This is a genomic window from Agathobaculum sp. (genome assembly GCF_034098985.1).
Classification (GTDB): domain Bacteria; phylum Bacillota; class Clostridia; order Oscillospirales; family Butyricicoccaceae; genus Agathobaculum.
Genome location: NZ_JAXEOA010000020.1, coordinates 1 through 18,387, shown reverse-complemented (window position 1 = coordinate 18,387; position 18,387 = coordinate 1). Strand labels below are relative to the sequence as shown.

Annotated in this window: 16 protein-coding genes; 7 read left to right on the top strand and 9 right to left on the bottom strand. The window is 58.2% G+C overall.

Translation table 11 applies throughout. The annotated features are described in order from the left end of the window. Positions 1–3 precede the first annotated feature (3 nt). Both SO058_RS06995 and SO058_RS06990 read right to left on the bottom strand, forming a co-directional pair. Positions 4–750, bottom strand: coding sequence for an ABC transporter ATP-binding protein (locus tag SO058_RS06995; protein ID WP_320842275.1), 747 nt, complete (start codon positions 748–750; stop codon positions 4–6). 20 nt (positions 751–770) lie between these two features. Continuing rightward, positions 771–1,529, bottom strand: a complete 759-nt coding sequence (locus tag SO058_RS06990) for a TraX family protein (protein ID WP_320842274.1) — start codon at positions 1,527–1,529, stop codon at positions 771–773. 203 nt (positions 1,530–1,732) lie between these two features. Between SO058_RS06990 and SO058_RS06985 the strand changes: the two genes are divergently transcribed. From SO058_RS06985 to SO058_RS06975, 3 genes are all read left to right on the top strand, one after another. Next, complete coding sequence (locus SO058_RS06985) at positions 1,733–2,440, top strand: LytR/AlgR family response regulator transcription factor (RefSeq protein WP_320842273.1); 708 nt, start codon at positions 1,733–1,735, stop codon at positions 2,438–2,440. 5 nt (positions 2,441–2,445) lie between these two features. Next, positions 2,446–3,753, top strand: a complete 1,308-nt coding sequence (locus tag SO058_RS06980; RefSeq protein ID WP_320842272.1) for a sensor histidine kinase — start codon at positions 2,446–2,448, stop codon at positions 3,751–3,753. Positions 3,754–3,823: 70 nt separating this feature from the next. Beyond that, positions 3,824–4,339, top strand: a complete 516-nt coding sequence (locus SO058_RS06975; protein WP_320842271.1) for a ferritin — start codon at positions 3,824–3,826, stop codon at positions 4,337–4,339. A gap of 38 nt (positions 4,340–4,377) precedes the next feature. On the opposite strand, the gene SO058_RS06970 is transcribed toward SO058_RS06975, so the two are convergent. The 3 genes from SO058_RS06970 to SO058_RS06960 all read right to left on the bottom strand — a co-directional run bounded on the left by SO058_RS06970 (position 4,378) and on the right by SO058_RS06960 (position 7,227). Then, complete coding sequence (locus SO058_RS06970; RefSeq protein ID WP_320842270.1) at positions 4,378–5,157, bottom strand: ABC transporter ATP-binding protein; 780 nt, start codon at positions 5,155–5,157, stop codon at positions 4,378–4,380. Then, positions 5,150–6,046 (bottom strand): ABC transporter permease, encoded by an 897-nt coding sequence (locus tag SO058_RS06965; RefSeq protein ID WP_320842312.1) that lies wholly within the window; start codon positions 6,044–6,046, stop codon positions 5,150–5,152. The genes SO058_RS06970 and SO058_RS06965 overlap by 8 nt, the downstream gene beginning before the upstream one ends. A gap of 152 nt (positions 6,047–6,198) precedes the next feature. Next, positions 6,199–7,227 (bottom strand): ABC transporter substrate-binding protein, encoded by a 1,029-nt coding sequence (locus tag SO058_RS06960; RefSeq protein ID WP_320842269.1) that lies wholly within the window; start codon positions 7,225–7,227, stop codon positions 6,199–6,201. A gap of 245 nt (positions 7,228–7,472) precedes the next feature. On the opposite strand from SO058_RS06960, the gene SO058_RS06955 reads away from it, so the two are divergent. The 3 genes from SO058_RS06955 to SO058_RS06945 are packed head-to-tail and all read left to right on the top strand — an operon-like array spanning position 7,473 to position 9,592. Beyond that, positions 7,473–7,859, top strand: a complete 387-nt coding sequence (locus SO058_RS06955) for a CBS domain-containing protein (protein WP_320842268.1) — start codon at positions 7,473–7,475, stop codon at positions 7,857–7,859. Positions 7,860–7,880: 21 nt separating this feature from the next. Continuing rightward, complete coding sequence (locus tag SO058_RS06950) at positions 7,881–8,891, top strand: hypothetical protein (RefSeq protein WP_320842267.1); 1,011 nt, start codon at positions 7,881–7,883, stop codon at positions 8,889–8,891. Between the two features lie 20 nt (positions 8,892–8,911). Continuing rightward, on the top strand, positions 8,912–9,592 hold the full coding sequence (locus SO058_RS06945; protein WP_320842266.1) for a PspA/IM30 family protein: 681 nt from the start codon (positions 8,912–8,914) through the stop codon (positions 9,590–9,592). A gap of 49 nt (positions 9,593–9,641) precedes the next feature. Here SO058_RS06945 and SO058_RS06940 read toward each other — a convergent pair whose 3' ends face one another. The 3 genes from SO058_RS06940 to SO058_RS06930 form a co-directional block, all read right to left on the bottom strand. Then, on the bottom strand, positions 9,642–12,215 hold the full coding sequence (locus tag SO058_RS06940; protein WP_320842265.1) for a X2-like carbohydrate binding domain-containing protein: 2,574 nt from the start codon (positions 12,213–12,215) through the stop codon (positions 9,642–9,644). Between the two features lie 148 nt (positions 12,216–12,363). Then, entirely contained in the window at positions 12,364–13,101 is a 738-nt protein-coding gene (locus tag SO058_RS06935; protein ID WP_320842264.1) for a type 1 glutamine amidotransferase, read from the bottom strand. 13 nt (positions 13,102–13,114) lie between these two features. Further along, positions 13,115–14,485 carry a MurT ligase domain-containing protein gene (locus SO058_RS06930; protein ID WP_320842263.1) on the bottom strand — a complete coding sequence of 457 codons (1,371 nt, stop codon included), beginning with the start codon at positions 14,483–14,485 and terminating at the stop codon, positions 13,115–13,117. Between the two features lie 225 nt (positions 14,486–14,710). On the opposite strand from SO058_RS06930, the gene SO058_RS06925 reads away from it, so the two are divergent. Beyond that, complete coding sequence (locus tag SO058_RS06925) at positions 14,711–17,539, top strand: S-layer homology domain-containing protein (RefSeq protein ID WP_320842262.1); 2,829 nt, start codon at positions 14,711–14,713, stop codon at positions 17,537–17,539. A 68-nt stretch (positions 17,540–17,607) separates the two neighbouring features. On the opposite strand, the gene SO058_RS06920 is transcribed toward SO058_RS06925, so the two are convergent. Further along, entirely contained in the window at positions 17,608–18,216 is a 609-nt protein-coding gene (locus SO058_RS06920) for a hypothetical protein (RefSeq protein WP_320842261.1), read from the bottom strand. Positions 18,217–18,387: the final 171 nt, after the last annotated feature.

The window sequence follows — 18,387 nt, the reverse complement described above, 5'->3', positions numbered from 1 at the left end:
GGCTCACACCTCCGCTGACATTTCGCGGATCGCGTCCAGAAGCTGATCCTGGAATTCGCCGCGGGTCTCGCCGCCGCGCGCGAGCGTGCGCCAGACCACGCCGTCGCGCAGGATGACCACGCGGTCGCAGTAGGAAGCGGCGAACGAATCGTGCGTCACCATGAAGATCGTCGCGCCGAGGCTGTCGCGCGCCTGCGCAAAACTGCCGATGACCGCGCGGGACGATTTGGAATCGAGGTTGCCGGTCGGCTCATCGGCCAGAATGAGCAGCGGATCGTTGATGAGCGCGCGGGCGACCGCGGTGCGCTGTTTTTCGCCGCCCGAAATTTCCGCGGGGTATTTGCCTTTGATGGGCGAGATGCCGAACACGTCGCACAGGCGGTCGGCGGCGGCCTCCATGTCCTGTCCCGTGCGGCCGCTGATGATGCGCGGCAGCATGATGTTATCGCGCACGGTCAGGCCGTCGAGCAGCAGAAAATCCTGAAACACGAAGCCCAGCTTGCGGTTGCGCACCTGTGCGAGCGCGTTTTCATCGAGCCGGGCGAGTTCCTCGCCGCCGAGCCGGATGCTGCCGGAGTCGGCGGGGATGTAGCACGAGATGCAGTTTAAGAGCGTCGTCTTGCCCGAGCCGGACGGCCCCATGACCGCGACGAACTCGCCTTTTTCGACCTCGAGCGAAACGCCCTTCAGCACCTCGTAGGTGGTTTTGCCCACCTGATAGCTTTTGTGTAGGTTTTCAACAGATAACATGGTTTTAAAACTCCTTTCCATCAAAGAACAAACTGTAAAATAGCAATCAGCGCGAGATGCGCCGGGTAGAACGCATAGAAAAACCACTTGGGGATCTTGGGATGCACGTTCGTGCGCAGGAAGATAAACGGCATGGCGAACACCACGAAGAATGTCCAGCCGAGCGTCAGGCCGCCGAACACGAAATTGAGCGGGTCGCCCGCATGGACGTGGAGCGGCGACATGACCAACAGGTAGAGTATGGCGCCCAGCGCGGGGCGGTTGCGGCACAGGTAGAAAACCAGCATCAGCATAACGCCTGTGCCCGAGTAATCGAAATTCCACCAGCAAACGGTAAAGAACGCCAGGGCGAACAGCCACCATTTCCGCTCCTTGAGGCCGTACATGGCGAGCAGGCTGAGAAACAGCGTGCAAAAGATGTTCCAATTGGTGAACTGCGCGAAAAAGTCGTGCGGATGGAACGCCAGAATGTAAAACGGCTGCGAAACGACCGCGAACAGCCCCAGCCGGAACAGGTATTTTTTAATGTCCCGGGTATACAGCAGGCCGACCGTCATGCAGTAGCAGAAAATCGGGAACGCCAGCCGCCCGACCCAGCGGAACCAGCCGACCTCGGGGAAAAACGCGCCGCCGATATGGTCGATGAACATGGAAATAATGGCGATGAGCTTTAAGAAATTCGTGTCCAAATTGGTTTTTAATCGCGGCTGTCCTTCGGGAAAAACCGCCGGTGTCAAAAGCGCCGTGCGGACACGGGCGAGCGTGTTTTGTGCAGTCATACTTGGTTGCCCCCTTATCTGCTTCCAGCATACCGCGGCTTTGAAGGCGGCGCAAACCGGCTTGCCAAAAATGGCGGGCCGGATGTAAAGTTTGGTTTTCCCTGCGGGAAAGATGTAAAGTTTCGCGTCTCTGCCGTCAAGTTTGGTTTGGCGGCGGGGGAAAGGTGTGTTAAAATGGTATCGTTGTGAAAGGGGGAGGCGACATGCTTCGCATCGGCATCTGCGATGATTCGGCGGAGGCGCGGCTCGCGCTCCGCGCGGCGGTTTCACGCCTGCTCACGCCGCGCGGCGTTGAGCATACTGTGTTTGAGTTTTCCTCGGGCGAGGGGCTTACCGGATGGATGCAAAAGCACGCGGGAGAGCTCGACCTGGTGTTCCTCGATATTGAGATGGGCGGCATGGACGGCATGGAGACCGCCAAAGCGCTGCGGGCTGCGGACGACGGGCTGCTCATCGTGTTTGTCACCGGATACAGCGATTTTGTGTTCGACGGGTATTCGGTCGGCGCGCTGGGCTACCTGATGAAGCCGCCGCAGGACGCGCAGCTCGATGAAACGCTGTCCCGCGCGCTCGGCGCGCTCTACCGCGACGCAGACAAGGCGTTTTTATGCCGCAACAGCGAGGGGCTGTACCGCATCCCGAAAAAGACCATCCGGTATTTTTATTCCGACCGGCGGCTGGTCACCTGCGTGACCGACACGCGGGAATATACCTTTTACGCCCGTCTGGACGACGTGGCTGAAGATGTGGGCGCGGCGTTCGTGCGCATCCACCAGCGGTATCTGGTGCGCGCCGGCGCGGTCGACCGCATCGAGGGCGGCGAGGTGCATATCGCCGGTCAGACGCTGCCGGTGAGCCGAAAATATCAGTCCGAGGCGCTCATCGCGCTATCGCGGGCGATGCTGGAGTGAACGAAATGCTGCAAATTTTTGGACATCCGCCTGATTTCGGTGCAGCGCTGCTGCGGTCGATCTTTTTCTGGTGCGGCGCGGCAATGGGCGGATTTTTCATGGGGCGCACGGTGCAGCGCTTCCTGCCCGCGGGCAAGGGATTTGTGCGGCGCGCGGCGCCGTATGTGCTGTTTGTGGTCGTCATTGAAATGCCAAGCTGGATCGGGGATGAAAACCCGCTTTTCCTGTTTCCGTTTTTTCTCGCGGTATTTCTGCTCAGCTACGGCGGGCCGCGCCTCGCGCGGCTGACGTGCGGGCTGATGTTCTACGCGCTGCTCATGCCGCTTAATATGATGCTGGACACCATAGGGCTGTGGGGTGTGGAACTGGAACTGAGCGATATCGCGGGGCTTTTATGCAAGCTCGCCGCGTGGGCGGTGGTGTTTTTCACGGTGCGCCGCCTCGTGCCCGGAGGCTCGATCCATTTATCCGCCCGGCTGTGGACGTTGACGGGGGCGCTTTCGCTCGCGCCCGTGTTCGCCATGCTCGCGTTTTCCATCTGGGGCTGGCACAGCAGGTCGGGGTTTTACGAGATTTATGAAGAAGCGGCCAGGCCGATCGCCTATACGATTTTGCCATTTGTGCTGCTTTCCGCGGCGGCAATCGTGTGCGCGGTCGTGCTGCTGTCCCGCCATGAGACGCTCGAGCAGGAGCATGCGCTCGCCGATATGCGCGAGGTGTATTATCAGGGCCTCCAGCGCGAGCAAAAGCAGGTGCGCGCCCTGCGCCACGATATGCGAAACCATCTGACCGCACTGCGCGGCCTGCTCGAACAGGGCGACACGCAGAAAGCGCGCGCGTATCTGGACGGTCTCGCGGCCTCGCCCGCCCTGCGGGGCGCGCGGCGCTTATGCGAAAACGAGGCGGCGAACGCCGTGCTGTCCAGCAAGCTGGCGGATATTGGGGATGCCGGATTGACGGCGGATTTTGCCGTCGAGCTGCCCGAAGCGCTGCCCATCGCCGCGACCGATCTGACCGCGCTTCTGGGCAACGCGCTCGATAACGCGATTGAAGCCGCGAAAGGGGCGGCGGACAAGCGCATATCCGTTCGTGCCCGCGCGGACAAGGGCCTCATCATGCTGCGCGTGCAAAACGCCTACGCGGGCGCGCGCGAGCAGCGGGACGGCGCGTTCCGCACGACCAAGTCCGATAAAAAATCTCACGGCTTCGGCCTTGCGGGTATGCAGGAGATCGCGGCGCGAAACGGCGGCACGCTGGACGCCCGCGCGGAGGACGGCCGGTTTGAGCTGGTCGTCTGCCTGCCGCTCGGATAAAAAAGAAACCTCCCTGCGCGTATGGAATTTCCCTTATGGGAAATCCTATCGACGCAAGGAGGTTTTTACAATGCTGAAAGAAACAGTCGCCGCGCTGCTGGTCCGGCAAGTCAACGCGGAATTTTTCTCATCCCATTTGTATCTCGATCTGGCCAACTGGTGCGAGCACAAGGGGTATGACGGCTTTGCCAACTGGTATGAGGTGCAGGCGCTCGAGGAGCGCGACCATGCGATGCTGTTTTACCGCTATCTGCATAACAACGACGCCGAGGTGACGCTGGACGCGATCCCGCAGCCGAACCAGTCGTTTGCCGGGCTGGGCGAAGTGCTGGAAGCCGGACTCAAGCACGAAAGGTATGTGACCGCGCTTATCAACCATCTGTATGACGAGGCGCAGCAGGCCAAGGATTTCCGCACCGTGCAGTTTTTGGACTGGTTCGTGCGCGAGCAGGGCGAGGAGGAGACGAGCGCGACCGACCTCATCACTAAATTCGGTCTTTATGGCGGCGACCCCAAGGGCTTATACCTGCTGAACACAGAGCTTAAAGCGCGCGCATACGCCGCGCCGACACTGACGCTCGTTTGACAAAAAGAAAGGGCTCCCATCGGGAGGCCCTTTCTTTTTTATTCCGACAGCAGCATGCGGTCGTTTTCAATGTTGAATTTTTCGAGCAGGTCGCGCACGGAAAGGTTCTTTTTCTCCTCGCCCTTGATGTCGACCACCACGCGTCCCGCGTCCATCATAATAAGGCGGTTGCCGTACTGGATGGCGTTTTTCATGTTATGCGTGACCATCAGCGTGGTGAGCTGGTCGCGCGCGACGATCTCCTCGGTGAGCTGAAGCACCTTGTCGGCCGTTTTGGGGTCGAGGGCGGCGGTGTGCTCGTCGAGCAGCAGCAGGTCGGGCTTTTGGAGCGTCGCCATTAAAAGCGTCAGCGCTTGGCGCTGGCCGCCCGATAGGAGGCCGACCTTGCTCGTCATACGGTCTTCCAGTCCGAGGCCGAGGGTGGCGAGCTTTTCACGGTAAACTTCGCGCTCGGCGTTCGTGATGCCGCTGCCCAGTCCGCGGGCTCTGCCGCGCCGGTAGGCCAACGCAAGGTTTTCTTCAATGCCCATGGTCGCCGCCGTGCCCATCATCGGGTCCTGAAACACGCGGCCAAGATGCCGCGCGCGTTTATGCTCGGGCAGGTGGGTGAGGTTAAAGCCGTTTAAGCGAATCGTGCCCTCGTCCACCGGGAACACGCCCGCAATCAGGTTGAGCATGGTCGATTTGCCCGCGCCGTTGCCACCGATGACCGTGACGAAATCGCCGTTTTCCAGCGTCAATTCCAGGTTGTCGATGGCCTTTTTCTCGTTGACCGTGCCGGCGTTAAAGGTTTTATGGATGTTTTTCAGTTCAAGCATTGGTTTTGCCCCCCTTGCCCGTGGGTTTGGAAAAATACTTGCCTTTCCAATAGGGGACGGCAAGAAAGATGGCCACGATCACGGCGGTCAGCAGCTTTAAATAGTCCGAGCTGATGCCGAACGAGAACACAACTTGCAAAACCGCATAGTAAATGACCGCGCCAAACACGACCGACAGCAGCTTGAGCGCAAAATTGTGGAAAATGCGGCTGAAGATCACATCGCCGATGATAACGGCGGCAAGGCCGATGACAATCGAGCCGATGCCCATTTTCACGTCCGCAAACCCTTGGTACTGCGCGAGCAGCGCGCCCGAAAGCGCAACCAAGCCGTTGGACAGCATCAGTCCGAGCACCTTGGTCAGGTTGACGTTGATGCCCTGCGCGCGGCTCATGTTGGGGTTGGCGCCGGTCGCGCGGATGGCGCAGCCGAGGCTGGTGCCGAAAAACCAATACAGCAACGCGATGATGACCACGCCGAAGATGGCCGTGATCAGGATGGGGTTATCCGGCCCCGCGCTTTTGACATTGCGCAGCGAAACCAGCAGATCGTATTTCAGCACATTGATCGACTGGTTGGACGCGCCGAGGATGCGCAGGTTGATCGAATACAGCGAAAGCTGGGTTAAAATGCCGGCGAGCAGCGCCGGGATACCCATGAGCGTATGCAGAAGCCCGGTGACCAAGCCGGCGAGCAGGCCGGCGGCAAGCGCGCACACCATGGCCAGCCAGACCGGCAGCCCCGCGAGCGTGAGCATGACACAGGTCGCGCCGCCCGTGGCGATCGAGCCGTCGACCGTCAGGTCGGCCACGTCGAGCACCTTATATGTAATGAATACGCCGATGGCCATAATGCCCCAGATCAGGCCCTGCGCCACCGCGCCAGGCATAGCGCTGAGCAATTGTGTGAAGTCCAAAATCTCATTCCCCCAGAAAAGGTATTTTGCCTAATAAAGCGTTAGCAGACACCTCTATTATACAGAAACAGAGCGGAAAAGAAAAGCCTTTTCCGCTCTGAATTCATTTTTTGTCAGAAGATGCGTCAGGATGCCGCAGCTTCGATGGGCTCGTAGCCCTCAACCGGCGTGATGCCGAGCTCGTCGCAGAGCTCCTTGTTGTATTTCGGGGTGACGGGAGCGTTCTGGATCTCCATGGTCGTAATGTCCTTACCGCCCACGAGGATGTCGTACGCCATCTGCGCGGTGGTCGCGCCGAGGTCGTAGTAGCTGATGGAAAGGGTGGCGACGCCGCAGCCCGAGCAGATGCCCTCCTCGCCCGCGATGACCGGCACGCCCGCCGGAATGGCAACGTTGGCTACGATGCCGGTGTTGTCGGCCACGGTGTTATCGGTCGGCACATAAAGCACGTCGGCCTCGTCGCACGCCTTGGTTACAACGGTGGCCAGATCGTTCGAGTCGGCAAAGGAATACTCGGTGCAGGTGTAGCCAAGCGCTTCAAGCTCGGGCTTGATGGTGTTGATTTGGAATTTGGAGTTAGCCTCGCCAGAGCAATACAGCAGGCCGACGTTCTTCGCATCCGGGAACCACTCCTTGACCATGGCGGCCTGCTGGTCGAGCGGCGCGAGGTCAGAGGTGCCGGAAACATTGATGCCCGTCGTGCCGGTAAAACCGTCCATTTCAAGCGCGGTGCCGTAATCGGAAACCGAGGTGCCGAGAATCGGGATATCGCCCGTCGAGGCGGCGGCGGTTTGCAGCGGCGCGGTCGCGTTGGCGAGGATCAGGTCGACATTGCCCGAGACAAAGCCGTTGATGATGGTCGCAACCGACGAGGTCTCGCCGTTGGCGTTCTTCGAGTCGAACGTGACGGAGTTGCCGTCAGCCTCGATCAGCTCGGTCAGCTTCTCCTGAAAGCCCTTGGTGGCGGCGTCGAGCGCCGGGTGCGGGGCAAGCTGGCATACGCCGACCGTAAAGGTCTTGCCGCCGTCCGCCGCGGCGCCGTCGTCCTTGGGGGCGTCCGCAGGGGCGTTGGCATCGCTGCCGTTTCCGCCGCAGGCGGTCAGCGAAACCGCCATCGCGCCGCACAAAAGCGCGGCCAGTAATCTTTTCTTCATTTCAAACCTCTCCCTTTATAGAAAAGTGCAGGAAAATTTCCTTGACTTTTACATTTTAGCAGTTAAAAGAGAAAAGGTCAAGTTCCGGTTGAAACTTTTTACGGGCACACTGTCTAAGAAACAGGCGGCAAGATGTAAATAAATTGTCAACCTTGACTGGGAACAGTTGACCCGGAGAGCCGTGCGTCGTACAATAAGACCAATAAACAGCGAAAGGATTCGCCGGAAAGCGAGCGTTGACAACTATGAATATTTCATTTTTCCTCAAGCCCAAGGTCGAGGTATCATACTTATATGACGACTGCCCGGTGCGTAAGGCGCTGGACGACATGCTGAAAAGCGGTTTCACCGCAATCCCTGTGATCGACCATAAGGGGTATTATGTGGGTACGATCGGCGAGGGCGACTTCCTGCGGCTGCTGCTGCGCAAAAAGCCCGAGGAGATCGACCGGATGACGGTCGGCCAGGTGGAACGCCGGGTAAAACACCGCACGGTCAGCATTGACGCGCGCATGGAAGACCTTGTCGATCTGGTGACCGAGCAGAATTTCGTGCCCGTTGCGGACGGGCGCGACATGTTTATCGGCATCGTGACGCGGCATGACATCATCGCGCACTGGAAGGCGAAGTAATACCTGAAAAGGGGGAATTTTATGGGCAGGTCAGGCGGCGGAGGAGGCGGAGGCGGCTTCTCCGGTGGAGGAGGCTTTGGCGGCGGCTTTTCAGGCGGCGGACGTTCGTCCGGCGGTTTTTCGGGCGGAGGCGGTCGTTCCGGCGGCGGAGGCTTTGGCGGCGGCTTTTCGGGCGGCGGCTTCCGCACAGGCCCGATCTTTATCAATAATTCGCGCCGGTACTACGGCGGCGGTGGCGGCGGCAGGCCGCCCGGAGATCCCGGAGGCGGCGCGGGCTGCGGCCCGACCGCGACGGTGCTGGTCGTCGTGTTCGTCCTAATGGTGTTTTTCGGCGTGCTGGGCGCGGTTTTCGGCGGTGGAGGCGATATCGCCAAGTCGACGGTCGAGCGCGAAAAGCTGCCCGCATCGGCAGTGACTGAGACAGCGTATTTCAACGATACCGCGGGATGGATCAGTAACTCACGGGAGTTGGAACGGGGCCTCAAGTCGTTCTACAAAGCGACAGGCGTGCAGCCGTACCTATACATCGCGGAGGGGTACGATAACCCCACGACGACCGAGCTGCAAAAGCGTGCCGAAACGCTGTACGACGAGTTGTTTACCGATGAGGGGCACTTCCTGCTGCTGTTTTACGACAACACAGACCGCCGCACCTACACGTGCGGCTACGCGGTCGGCTCACAGGCCAAAACCGTGATGGACAGCGAGGCGATCGGCATTTTAGCCGACTATCTCGACCGGTATTACCCGAGCGATATGAGCGAAGAGGAGTTCTTCAGCGAGACGTTTGAAGACACGGGCAAACGCATCATGACGGTGACCAAATCGCCGCTACCGGTGATTGCGGTCTGCATCGCGGTCGTGGCCGTGGTGCTCATTTTGTACACATGGCGAAAGAAAGCGCGTGAACAGCGCGAGCGCGAGCAAAAGCGGGCAGAGGAGATCCTTAAAACACCGCTTGAAAAATTTGGAGATCAGGAGGTCGAGGACCTCGCAAAAAAATATAGTGACGACGGCGAACATAAGCCGTAAAGCAAGGAGGAAATGGGCAAATGGGTATTTTGGAACGTTTTTCAGACATTATTAAGGCGAATATTAACGATTTGCTGGACAAATGCGAAGATCCGGCCAAGATGATCGACCAGTATCTGCGCGACCTGACCGAGAGCCTGGCTGAGGTGAAAAAAGAGACGGCGGGCGTAATGGCGGAAGAGGCGCGCACGCGGCGCATGGTCGAGGACAACGCCGCTGAAGCAAAGAAGTATGAGGAGCTCGCTAAAAAGGCGCTTTCCGCCGGCAATGAAGCCGATGCACGGGTCTTTCTGGGCAAGAAGCAGCAGCTTGACGCTGCGGCTGCCGGCCTTAAAGCGACCTATGACGCCGCGCATGATAACGCGCAGAAGATGCGGCAGATGCATGACAAGCTGGTGTGCGACATTGAAAACCTGAACGGCCGCCGCGAGGCGGTCAAGGCCAAGGTCGCGGTGGCCAAGACACAGGCCAAGGTCAACGAATTTTCGTCTTCGGCCGATAAGGCAGCGGGCGCAATGAATGCGTTTGACCGCATGGAGCAGAAAGCCGACCAGATGCTCGACCGTGCGAATGCCATGAGCGAGCTGAACCAGAAACCGGTCGACGAGGCCGGCGCGCTCGAAAAGAAATACGCCGACGCGGGTGCGTCCGCCGCGGTGGACGACGAGCTGGCGCGGCTCAAAAAGGAAATGGGTCTTTAACACATAAAAAAAGAACCGCTGCTTTTGCAGCGGTTCTTTTTATTTGCGTTTAATTAAGCATAACGCGTTCGCGCACCGTACCGTTTACAGTCAGCGTGACTGACTTAGCGGTGTAGCCGTGGCAGGTGACCTGCGCGATATAGCTTGCGCGCTTGAGCGTGAACGCCGCGAGGCCGTCTGTGCCCGTGGTGACGCTCTTGCCGCCGATGGTGACGATCGCTCCGGACAGCTTGGCGCCGAGCGAGTTGGTGACGGTGATCTCAACGGTTTCAAGGATTTCACCGGTCAGCTTGACCGTGCGTGCGCTTGAAACGGAAACCGTCTGTGAGACCGGATTGGTGAAGCGCGCGTCGTTCGCAGTGAGGGTATACGAGCCGCGCTTAACATAAACCACGGCCTGCCCGTTCTCATTGGTGACTGCGTTCTGCGCGGGCGTGCCGGCGGAAGAATCGGTGGGCGTGAACGAGACATTGACGCCCGAGATCGGAAGGCCGAGATCATCGACCACATTGGCGGTCAGCGCGTAGGTGGTGACATAATTGACGCGCAGACTCGGGTTTCTGCCGCTGGACATGACGAACGAGAAGTCAGCGTAGGTCGCGCCGTTCGTTGCGAACGAGGCGACGGCCGATTTGCTGAGCGTGACGGTGTTGCCGCTCTGCTTGTACTGCCAGCCCTCCTCAAGCGTCTTGCCGTTGCACTTGATGTACTTGAGCGTCGCGCCGTCCGCCGGGTTCAGCGTGACGGAAAGATCGCTGTATTCGTCCGAAACCTTATTCGCGTCGAAGTCAGCCTCGGAGGGCGAGACCTCGTTGACCGGCGCGGAATCGGTGATGGTGAGCGAGCAGGTCATCGAAGCGCCCTTGTTGGGGATAAATGTGATCGTGTACGAGCCTGCGCTCTTCTTGGAAAGCGTGTCGCGCAGCAGCGTGACCTGTCCGGTCGTGGCGGAATAGGTATAATCGGTGCCGCGCTCCAAAACCGTGCTCGACAGCTTGACGGTGTCGAGCGTCGTGCCGCTCGGCAGGGAAAGGGTGACTGTCTGATTGATGTTGTTTGCCGAGCCCTCGTATTTGTCGAAAGTGATCGACGAGGGGCTGACCGCGGTCTTGGATGAATCGAGTGTCGAAATGCCGATCACGCCGGTCTGCCCGTCCTCAAAGACCAGCTCCATGGTATAGGCGCCGGATTTGAGTGTGGTCAGGTAAGACTTGTATAGGCGAATACCGTTCTTGTCGTCCAAGATGCGATAGTCGGTGCCGAGCTTGAGCGTCGACCCGTTGCAGACGACGCGGACGAGGTCGTTTTTGTCGGCGTTAAAGGAGAAATCATAGGAATGGTTGAGCGATGAGGTGTTGTTGATGTCGAACGCCAGTGTGGACGGAGAGACTGACACGCTGGAGGAGGACGAGACCGATTCGCCCGCCACGGTCGCGGTGACGCCGCTCGCCAGTTCAATGGTGCCCGGTTTCATCAGCAGTTCGCAGCCCGAGGCGTTCAGCACGGCCTTTTGGATCGAACCGCCGCCTGTGACGACCGTTTTGGCGTTCGCGGTCAGCGTGTTAATCTCGGTGCTGCCCGTGGTCAGGATCGAAGCGGGCTTTTCGACGAGCAGATCCCACACCTGTCCATCCAGCGTGACCGAGAGGTTGTCTCCGTTGAGCGTCATATCAGACAGGCCGGAGGCCGATACCGACAGGCTGCTTTCGCGCAGGGTGGACGAGGTCTGCACCTCGGTCTTGCCGATGTTGGTGCTGCCCGTGCAGGTGATCTGCGGCGTGATGCCGAGCGGGTTGGACACGATCATCTTGGCGGCGTTTACGCCGTCCATGATCACGTCGCCGCCCGAAACAATGATTTCGCCCTCGACCGTCACATTGTTGAGCCCCACCGTGCCTGATAGCACGCCCTCCGTGATATATAGGTTGCCCTTGACGGTCACGTCGGACAGCGTGGCCGGCGCAATGATGGAGACGTTCCGGGTGTCGCTTTGCAGGTTTGCCGCGGTGTATTTATTTCCCGAGGTGCGCATCGAACTGCCCAGGAAGAAATATAGGATCTTGGAGATCTCGCCGCGGGTGACCGCGCGTTGCGGCTGGAACGAGCCGTCCGGATAGCCGCCTATGTAGCCCATGCGGACAGCCTCGGCAATATAGCCCTTGCTGAAGTTGCTGAGCTTACTTTTATCGGTGAACGTCAGCCCGGAAATATCGGAATCGGGCGTGTATTTGTGCAGGCGGCCGAGGATGGTCGCGGCCTGCTCGCGCGTCAGCGTGCCGGTCGGGTCCATCTTGTTGTTGCCGACGCCGTTGATGTAGCCGTATTTGACCGCGGTCTGCACGGTGTCGTAATAGGTCGCGCTCGCGGGCACGTCGGTAAAGCTGATCGAAGCTTTCTCGGTGAAGCCGAACGCGCGGTTGATATAGCGCATGAATTCCCAGCGCATGATGGCCTGGTTGGGCGAATAGGCTCCCGAACTGGACGGGTTGACCACGCCGATGTCGTGCAGCGCGGTGATGTAGGGCTTGGCCCAATGTTTGTCGATGTCGGAAGCCGCGGAGGCCGCAGGCAGGGTGCCTACCAGCATCACGGCCGCGAGCAGCGCGGATAAAAATCGTCTCACAAGCGATCACCTCTCTGGTTTTGATGTTCTTATTTTACCATTCTTTTGTCGAAATGTGTACTGTTATTTTTTTGCGCGCCAAAAGCCGGCAAGCTTTTTCGGTTAGACGCGGGAACGGCCCGCTTTGTTCCCAAAGCGGGCCGTCCGGTCACGCCTTGGACAGGCGTTTTTGCATATAGTCGTGCGCGCGGGTTTCGAGCGTATCATTGAGCGGGGAAAGCGGCGGCACGTCGCCGTATTTATGCGAAAGCGCGGTATGCAGGATATGGTCGCATAAAACCGGGTTTTTGGGAAGCAGCGAGCCGTGCGAATAGGTCGCGAAGACGTTTTTGTAGCGCGCGCCCTCGGTTTTGTCCTCACCGTTGTTGCCGAAGCCCTCAATCACCGTGCCGAGCGGCTGGACGCTGTCTCCGAGATAGGTCTTGCCCGAGTGGTTCTCAAAGCCGACGACCATGGTCCCGCCGTCCTCCGGCGCGGTCTCAAACATATAGTTGCCGATCATGCGGTCTTTCGCGCCTACGGTGTATAAATCGAGCGCGCCGATAAAATCAAGCTGGTTGCCGTCCCAGGTCTTGTAGTATCCGCCCAGCATCTGGTAGCCGCCACAGATAGCGAGAAACGTCTTTTCCTCCTCGACCGCCGAGATGATTTCCCGGGACTTGCCCGCGGCAAGGTCGCGCAGCAGGATCTCCTGTTCAAAGTCCTGCCCGCCGCCGATGAAGAAAATGTCGTATTTGGCGGCCGAAAGCGGCTGGCCGATCGAGCACTCCTCGACCGAAACGCCGATGCCGCGGTCACGCAGGCGGCGCGTCATGGCGATGATGTTGCCGCGGTCGCCGTATAGGTTCAAAATGTCGGGATACAAATGACAGATGTTCAGTTCCAAAGCGTATCCCTCCTTATTCATAGAATGCTTTCACGTTGGTGCGCTTGCCGATTTCGCCGCGCAGGTCGAACATAGCCGTATAGGTCGGCATTAGGAACGCGGGCACGGGGGACGAGCCGACCGCGTCCAGCAGTTCGCCATAGCCTGCGACGACCTCGAGCCTGTCCGCGTCAAAGCCGGCGTAATAGAGGCGGAGCGCCATATCGTCCCGCCGCACACCCGATACGAGGATACGCGCGTAGCGCGTCTGGTTTGCGGCGAGCGCCTCAAAATCCACGTCCCAGATCCAGGAAATATCGGTTCCGTCGGCAAAGCGGTCGTTGAGCAGGAAAGCGAGCTGGTATTCGCCCTCGTCATGCGAGATCAGGTTAATGACTTGGTTGAAGCCCGCCGGGTTTTTGACTAGCATCATGCGCGCCTGGCACGCGCCGAGCGCGAACTGTTCAGCGCGGCCAAAACCGCATTCAAACTGCGCGAGCGCGGAAACCGCGATCTCCTCGTCGATGCCGACGACGTGGGACACCGCCGCAGCGGCAGCCGCATTATAAATGTTATACCCGCCCGGCAGGTTGACGTGGACCTCGTGCGGGCTGCCGAATACGGTCAGCTCGATGTCCGAGGAGTCGGCCGCCGTTTTGAGCACACGGGTGACGGCCACATCGGGCGTTTGCCGTGCATAGCCGCACTTGGGGCAGCGGAATCCGCCCAGATGGCCATAGGTGATATAATCGTATTCGTATTCGGTCTTACAGTGGATGCAGTAGGGGGCGTCGGACAGCTCGTGCGCCGTGTTTTCGTAGATCGGTACGTTGACGCCAAACCAAACGACCGGGTTCGGGATACCGTCCGCGAGCGAGGCGGTGAGTGAACAGTCAGCATTCAGGCAGAGTGTCGCGCCCGGTACATTGCCGATGCCGGTGCGGATACTGCTCAGTGTGTGCGTGATCTCGCCGAAGCGGTCGAGCTGGTCGCGGAAAATGTTGTTCACTACCAGACATTCGACCGGGAGGTAGCGGCTCGCCGTGCGGAACGCGGCCTCGTCGCACTCGATGAGCGCGTGCGTCGAATCGCATTTTCCTGAAAGAGAGACGTGCTGCGCAAACACAGTGATAATGCCGGTCAGCAAATTGGCGCCCGATTTATTGGCGAAATAGCGCAGCCCGGCGTCCGAAAATGCCTGCTCGATCATGCGGGAGGTTGTGGTTTTTCCGTTGGTGCCCGTGACGACGGTCACTTTGACGTCCTGCGCCAGTGTGCCCAGGATATCGCGGTCGAGCCGTAGCGCGAGCTTTCCGGGCAGATTGGTGCCGCCCCGACCAAGCCGCCGCAGGATCGCCCCCGAGGCCTTGCATAGCATGAGCGCGCATTTGCTTTTAAATTTCATAAACATACCCCTGTTTGTCGGTATTCAGATATCTAGACAAAGTATACCGCATTTCACGCATTTCCACAAGCGCAGGAATTCGCGATTGTGCAGATTGAATAAAAATATTGAGAAAATTTTGGGGGCGGAGTAGGGCAGCAGATAGAAGAGACAGGGAAAGTACAGAAAATGGAAAAGCCTAAAAAGTGCGGAAAGAGCGAGTATAGGACGGAATCAAAGGGGGAAATGACTGCATTCGATGGGGTTTACCGCCATCAGAAAAAGGTTCTCGCACTGGTTCTGGCGTTCGCTTGCGCGTTCACCATGTTCGCCGGTGCGGCGTTCACGGATGTTGCCGAGATTGCCGAAGACAATCTTGAAGCCGTGGACACTCTTGTTGCGCTGAATGTAATCAACGGTTATACCGATGGTTCTTTCCAGCCCAACGGCACAATCACCCGCGCTGAAATGGCAAAGATGATCTATGTTCTCCGTACCGGTAGCGACAACGCTAACGCGTACAAGGAGAGCTCGACCAAGTTTGTCGATCTGAACACCTCGAAGAGCGCTTGGGCCGCTGGTTACATCAAGTACTGCGAAGCCCTCGGCATCATCGCTGGTAAGAATGCGACCCACTTTGATCCCGACGCAACTGTAACCGGTGAGGAAGCCGCCAAGATGCTGCTCGTCACCCTGGGCTACAATGCGGAGACCGCGAAGCTGACCGGCTCCGGCTGGGGCCAGCGCACCACCGCTCTGGCGGACGAAAACGGCATTCTGGAGAACGTTACCGCTCCCCTGAAGCTGGCTCTGCCCCGTGAGTATGCGGCTGTTATGATGTATAACGCCGTTAACGCCCCCACGGTTCGCCTGCGCGACGGTTCTTACACCAACATGAACGACGATGGCGATGCATACCCGACGATCGGCCGCCGTTACATGGGTCTGTACACTGATACCGGTGTCCTGACCTCTATCTCCAAGGATAACCTGACGGTCAACGTTACCGATTCGGACTCCACTCATGCTGGTTCGACCACTTTCACCAAGCTGAGCAAGGACTACACCGATCTGCTCGGCCAGAAGGTCAAGGTCATGTACAAGGACGACAAGACCTCCAAGGTTATTGGCGTAGCGATCGATACGGATAACAAGGCCTATGTTGCCAACGCTTCCGTTATCGAGAAGGACACCAGCACCAAGGTCAAGTTCGACGGCTCTTCCTACGAGTTTGAATCCGCTACCTACTACGGCGCTGAGACTGGCACCAAAACGGCTACGGCTTCGGTCACTTTCCTGACCTCGACCGCTTCCGTCAACTCCGCGAATGTTGTTACGCTGATCGACTCCGACGGCAACAGCAAAATTGACACCGTTTATGTTAAGGGTGTTGAGGTTGCCAAGGTCACCTATGCTTCGTCCTCGCAGATCGTTGCGGGCGGCACGACCTACAAGCATGCGGATCATCAGATCGCCGACAGCATCGTGAAGGACGACTTCGTTGTTATCACCGAGAACTACTTTGAAGACAACAAGGACATCGTTAAGGCTGATAAGCTGACGAATGTTTCCATCAACGGCACCAAGGGCACCAGCCCGAACTTTACCGACCTGCGCCTCGACGGCACCTGGTACAAGGTCGCCGACGGCAAGTCCTTCAGCGACATCAAGGCCGGTAACAAGGCTGACGCTGTTGTTGTAAACGGTGTTGTATTTGATGCTAAGAAGACCTCGGGCACCGAGGGCGGCGTTCCGGACGTGCTGATGGTACTGTCCGTGGGCACTGGTCTGGACGCTAACAAGGCCAAGTTCCTGCTGGCTGACGGCACGGTTCACACCGAAGAGGTTTCTGGCGTAACTGCGGTTGCTGGAACGGTCTTCAACTACGAGATGGACGGCTCCAAGTATAAGCTGGCTGCTGTCGATGCCACCACCGATACGGATGACTATGAGTTCATCGCAACGGCCAGCAGCTACCTGAAAAACGCTAACCTGCAGGCTGACTGGAACACCGGCAAGACCGAGTACATCGGTGCTACCGGCGACATCAGCGGCGGCGGCACGAAGTACATGATTTCCGACACCGCCAAGGTATTCATCGCTTACGGCACTGCTGGCGATTACAAGCAGATCACCGGCAAGCAGCTGAAGGCGCTGACCTACGGTTCCGGCATCGCCGCGCAGGCGCTTGCGGCCTACACCTCCAAGGTTGACGGCCTGACCCGTGCGAACATGATCTTCCTGAAGGCTACCTCTGAGCCCTCTGGCTTCGAGACCAACGACCATTACGGCTACGTGGTGGACGATGCTTACGCTTCCGGCGACAGCTTCTACTCGTTCTACCTCTGGACCGGCGACGAGATGGTCGAGGTTAAGAGCAAGTCTGCTTCCGCGCTGAAGAAGGGCGATATCATCGGTTATTCTTCGATCACTGAAGAAGGCAAGATTGAGGATATCAAGTCCTATGGCCAGGAGGCTGACGCAACGCTGAAGACCGGCTCGATCGTTGGCGCTAAGGATGCGGGCGATAAGGTCGTCTTTAACGGCGAGAGCGATTACTTCAATGTGACTTCGGATACCAAGGTTCTGTTTGTGGATTCCAAGGCTGAAAACAAGGAAGACATCGGCACGCTGGGCGACAAGACCGCTCTGAACAGCTACATTGTTGATGACAATGCGGGTGTATATCCGATCAATGCCAAGTATATCATGGACGGCTCTGAGGATCTCGCGGTTCTGGTTGTCGATATCAAGGGCGACATGGATCTGGTTGCGGCTAACAAGGGCAGCCTGACTATCACCAAGACTGCCACCAGACTGGCGTCCATGACTGTTGCGAATTCGGATGGCGATGATATCGCCGCTGGTGCGGGCGCTGTGGCGCAGGGCCAGATTCTGACGGTTACCATGACCGGCGCGGCTACTGCGGGTAATGTCACCGTTACGCTGACCAACGCCAAGTTCCTGGACGATGAGACCACCACCAAGGACTTCACCGTTGCAAATGATGCTGTAGTTACGTTCCAGATCGTTGCAAATGGCAACGTTACAGTCGCGGCAACTGACAAAGCATAACTAACTGAATCATTGCAGCCTTGCATAGCGCAAAAGCGGCCTCCCGGCATTGCCGGGAGGCCGCTTTGTCATGCCTGCTTCAGCACGATGTAGTAATAGGTCTCGTTATTTAGATTGGGTAGATTGCGGTTGGCGTGGGTGAGCAGGAATCCGCTATCGACGATCTCAACAACATTACCGTAAAAGTATGCAGGGTGACCATCAAGCGCCAATCCACCGTACACCGTATTACGTGATAAATCGCTTGACTCGGTGCCATTTTTTGCAATATAAACGGCTAAAGGCCGAAAGCCTAAAGAAATAGTCCGCGTTTGCGCGTCGTCACCGCGATAGGTACCACAGCAAATCTCGCATTTTTTTGCTAACTGGATGCAGGCCGTATCTAAGGCTATGGATAGAGCGTCTAACCCGTCTTGTCCGGCTTTTGAAGAAAGTTCATTTTGCACAGAAATTTCAAGCATATCGCGTGTAATTTCGCCGTTAAAGGTTGCCGCTTGGTAATTGTTGATTCTTGACTCCAACTGTTTGGCCTTACCGCAGAGCGCGTTATGCGCCTGCCGGACTTCCTCCGCAGGGGCTTGCAGCCGGCGCTTGAGCTCGTCCGGCGGCAGGCTGGGCTGCGTCGACAGTGCGGTGATGGGCTCGGCAAAGGCGTCAATGGTATAGTTTTCGTTCATGTCATTCTCCTTTACTCCCGCGCGCGTTCCTTAAATGGCGCACGGGCGCGCGTGAGGGGGACCAGCCCCCACGATGATTTCCGGGGAAAGTGAGCGTCTTTTAGAATAGCCGAAAAACAGGAAAAGGCAAGCGCAAATAATTGCGCTTGCCTTTTTTCCGTTTCCGCTTAT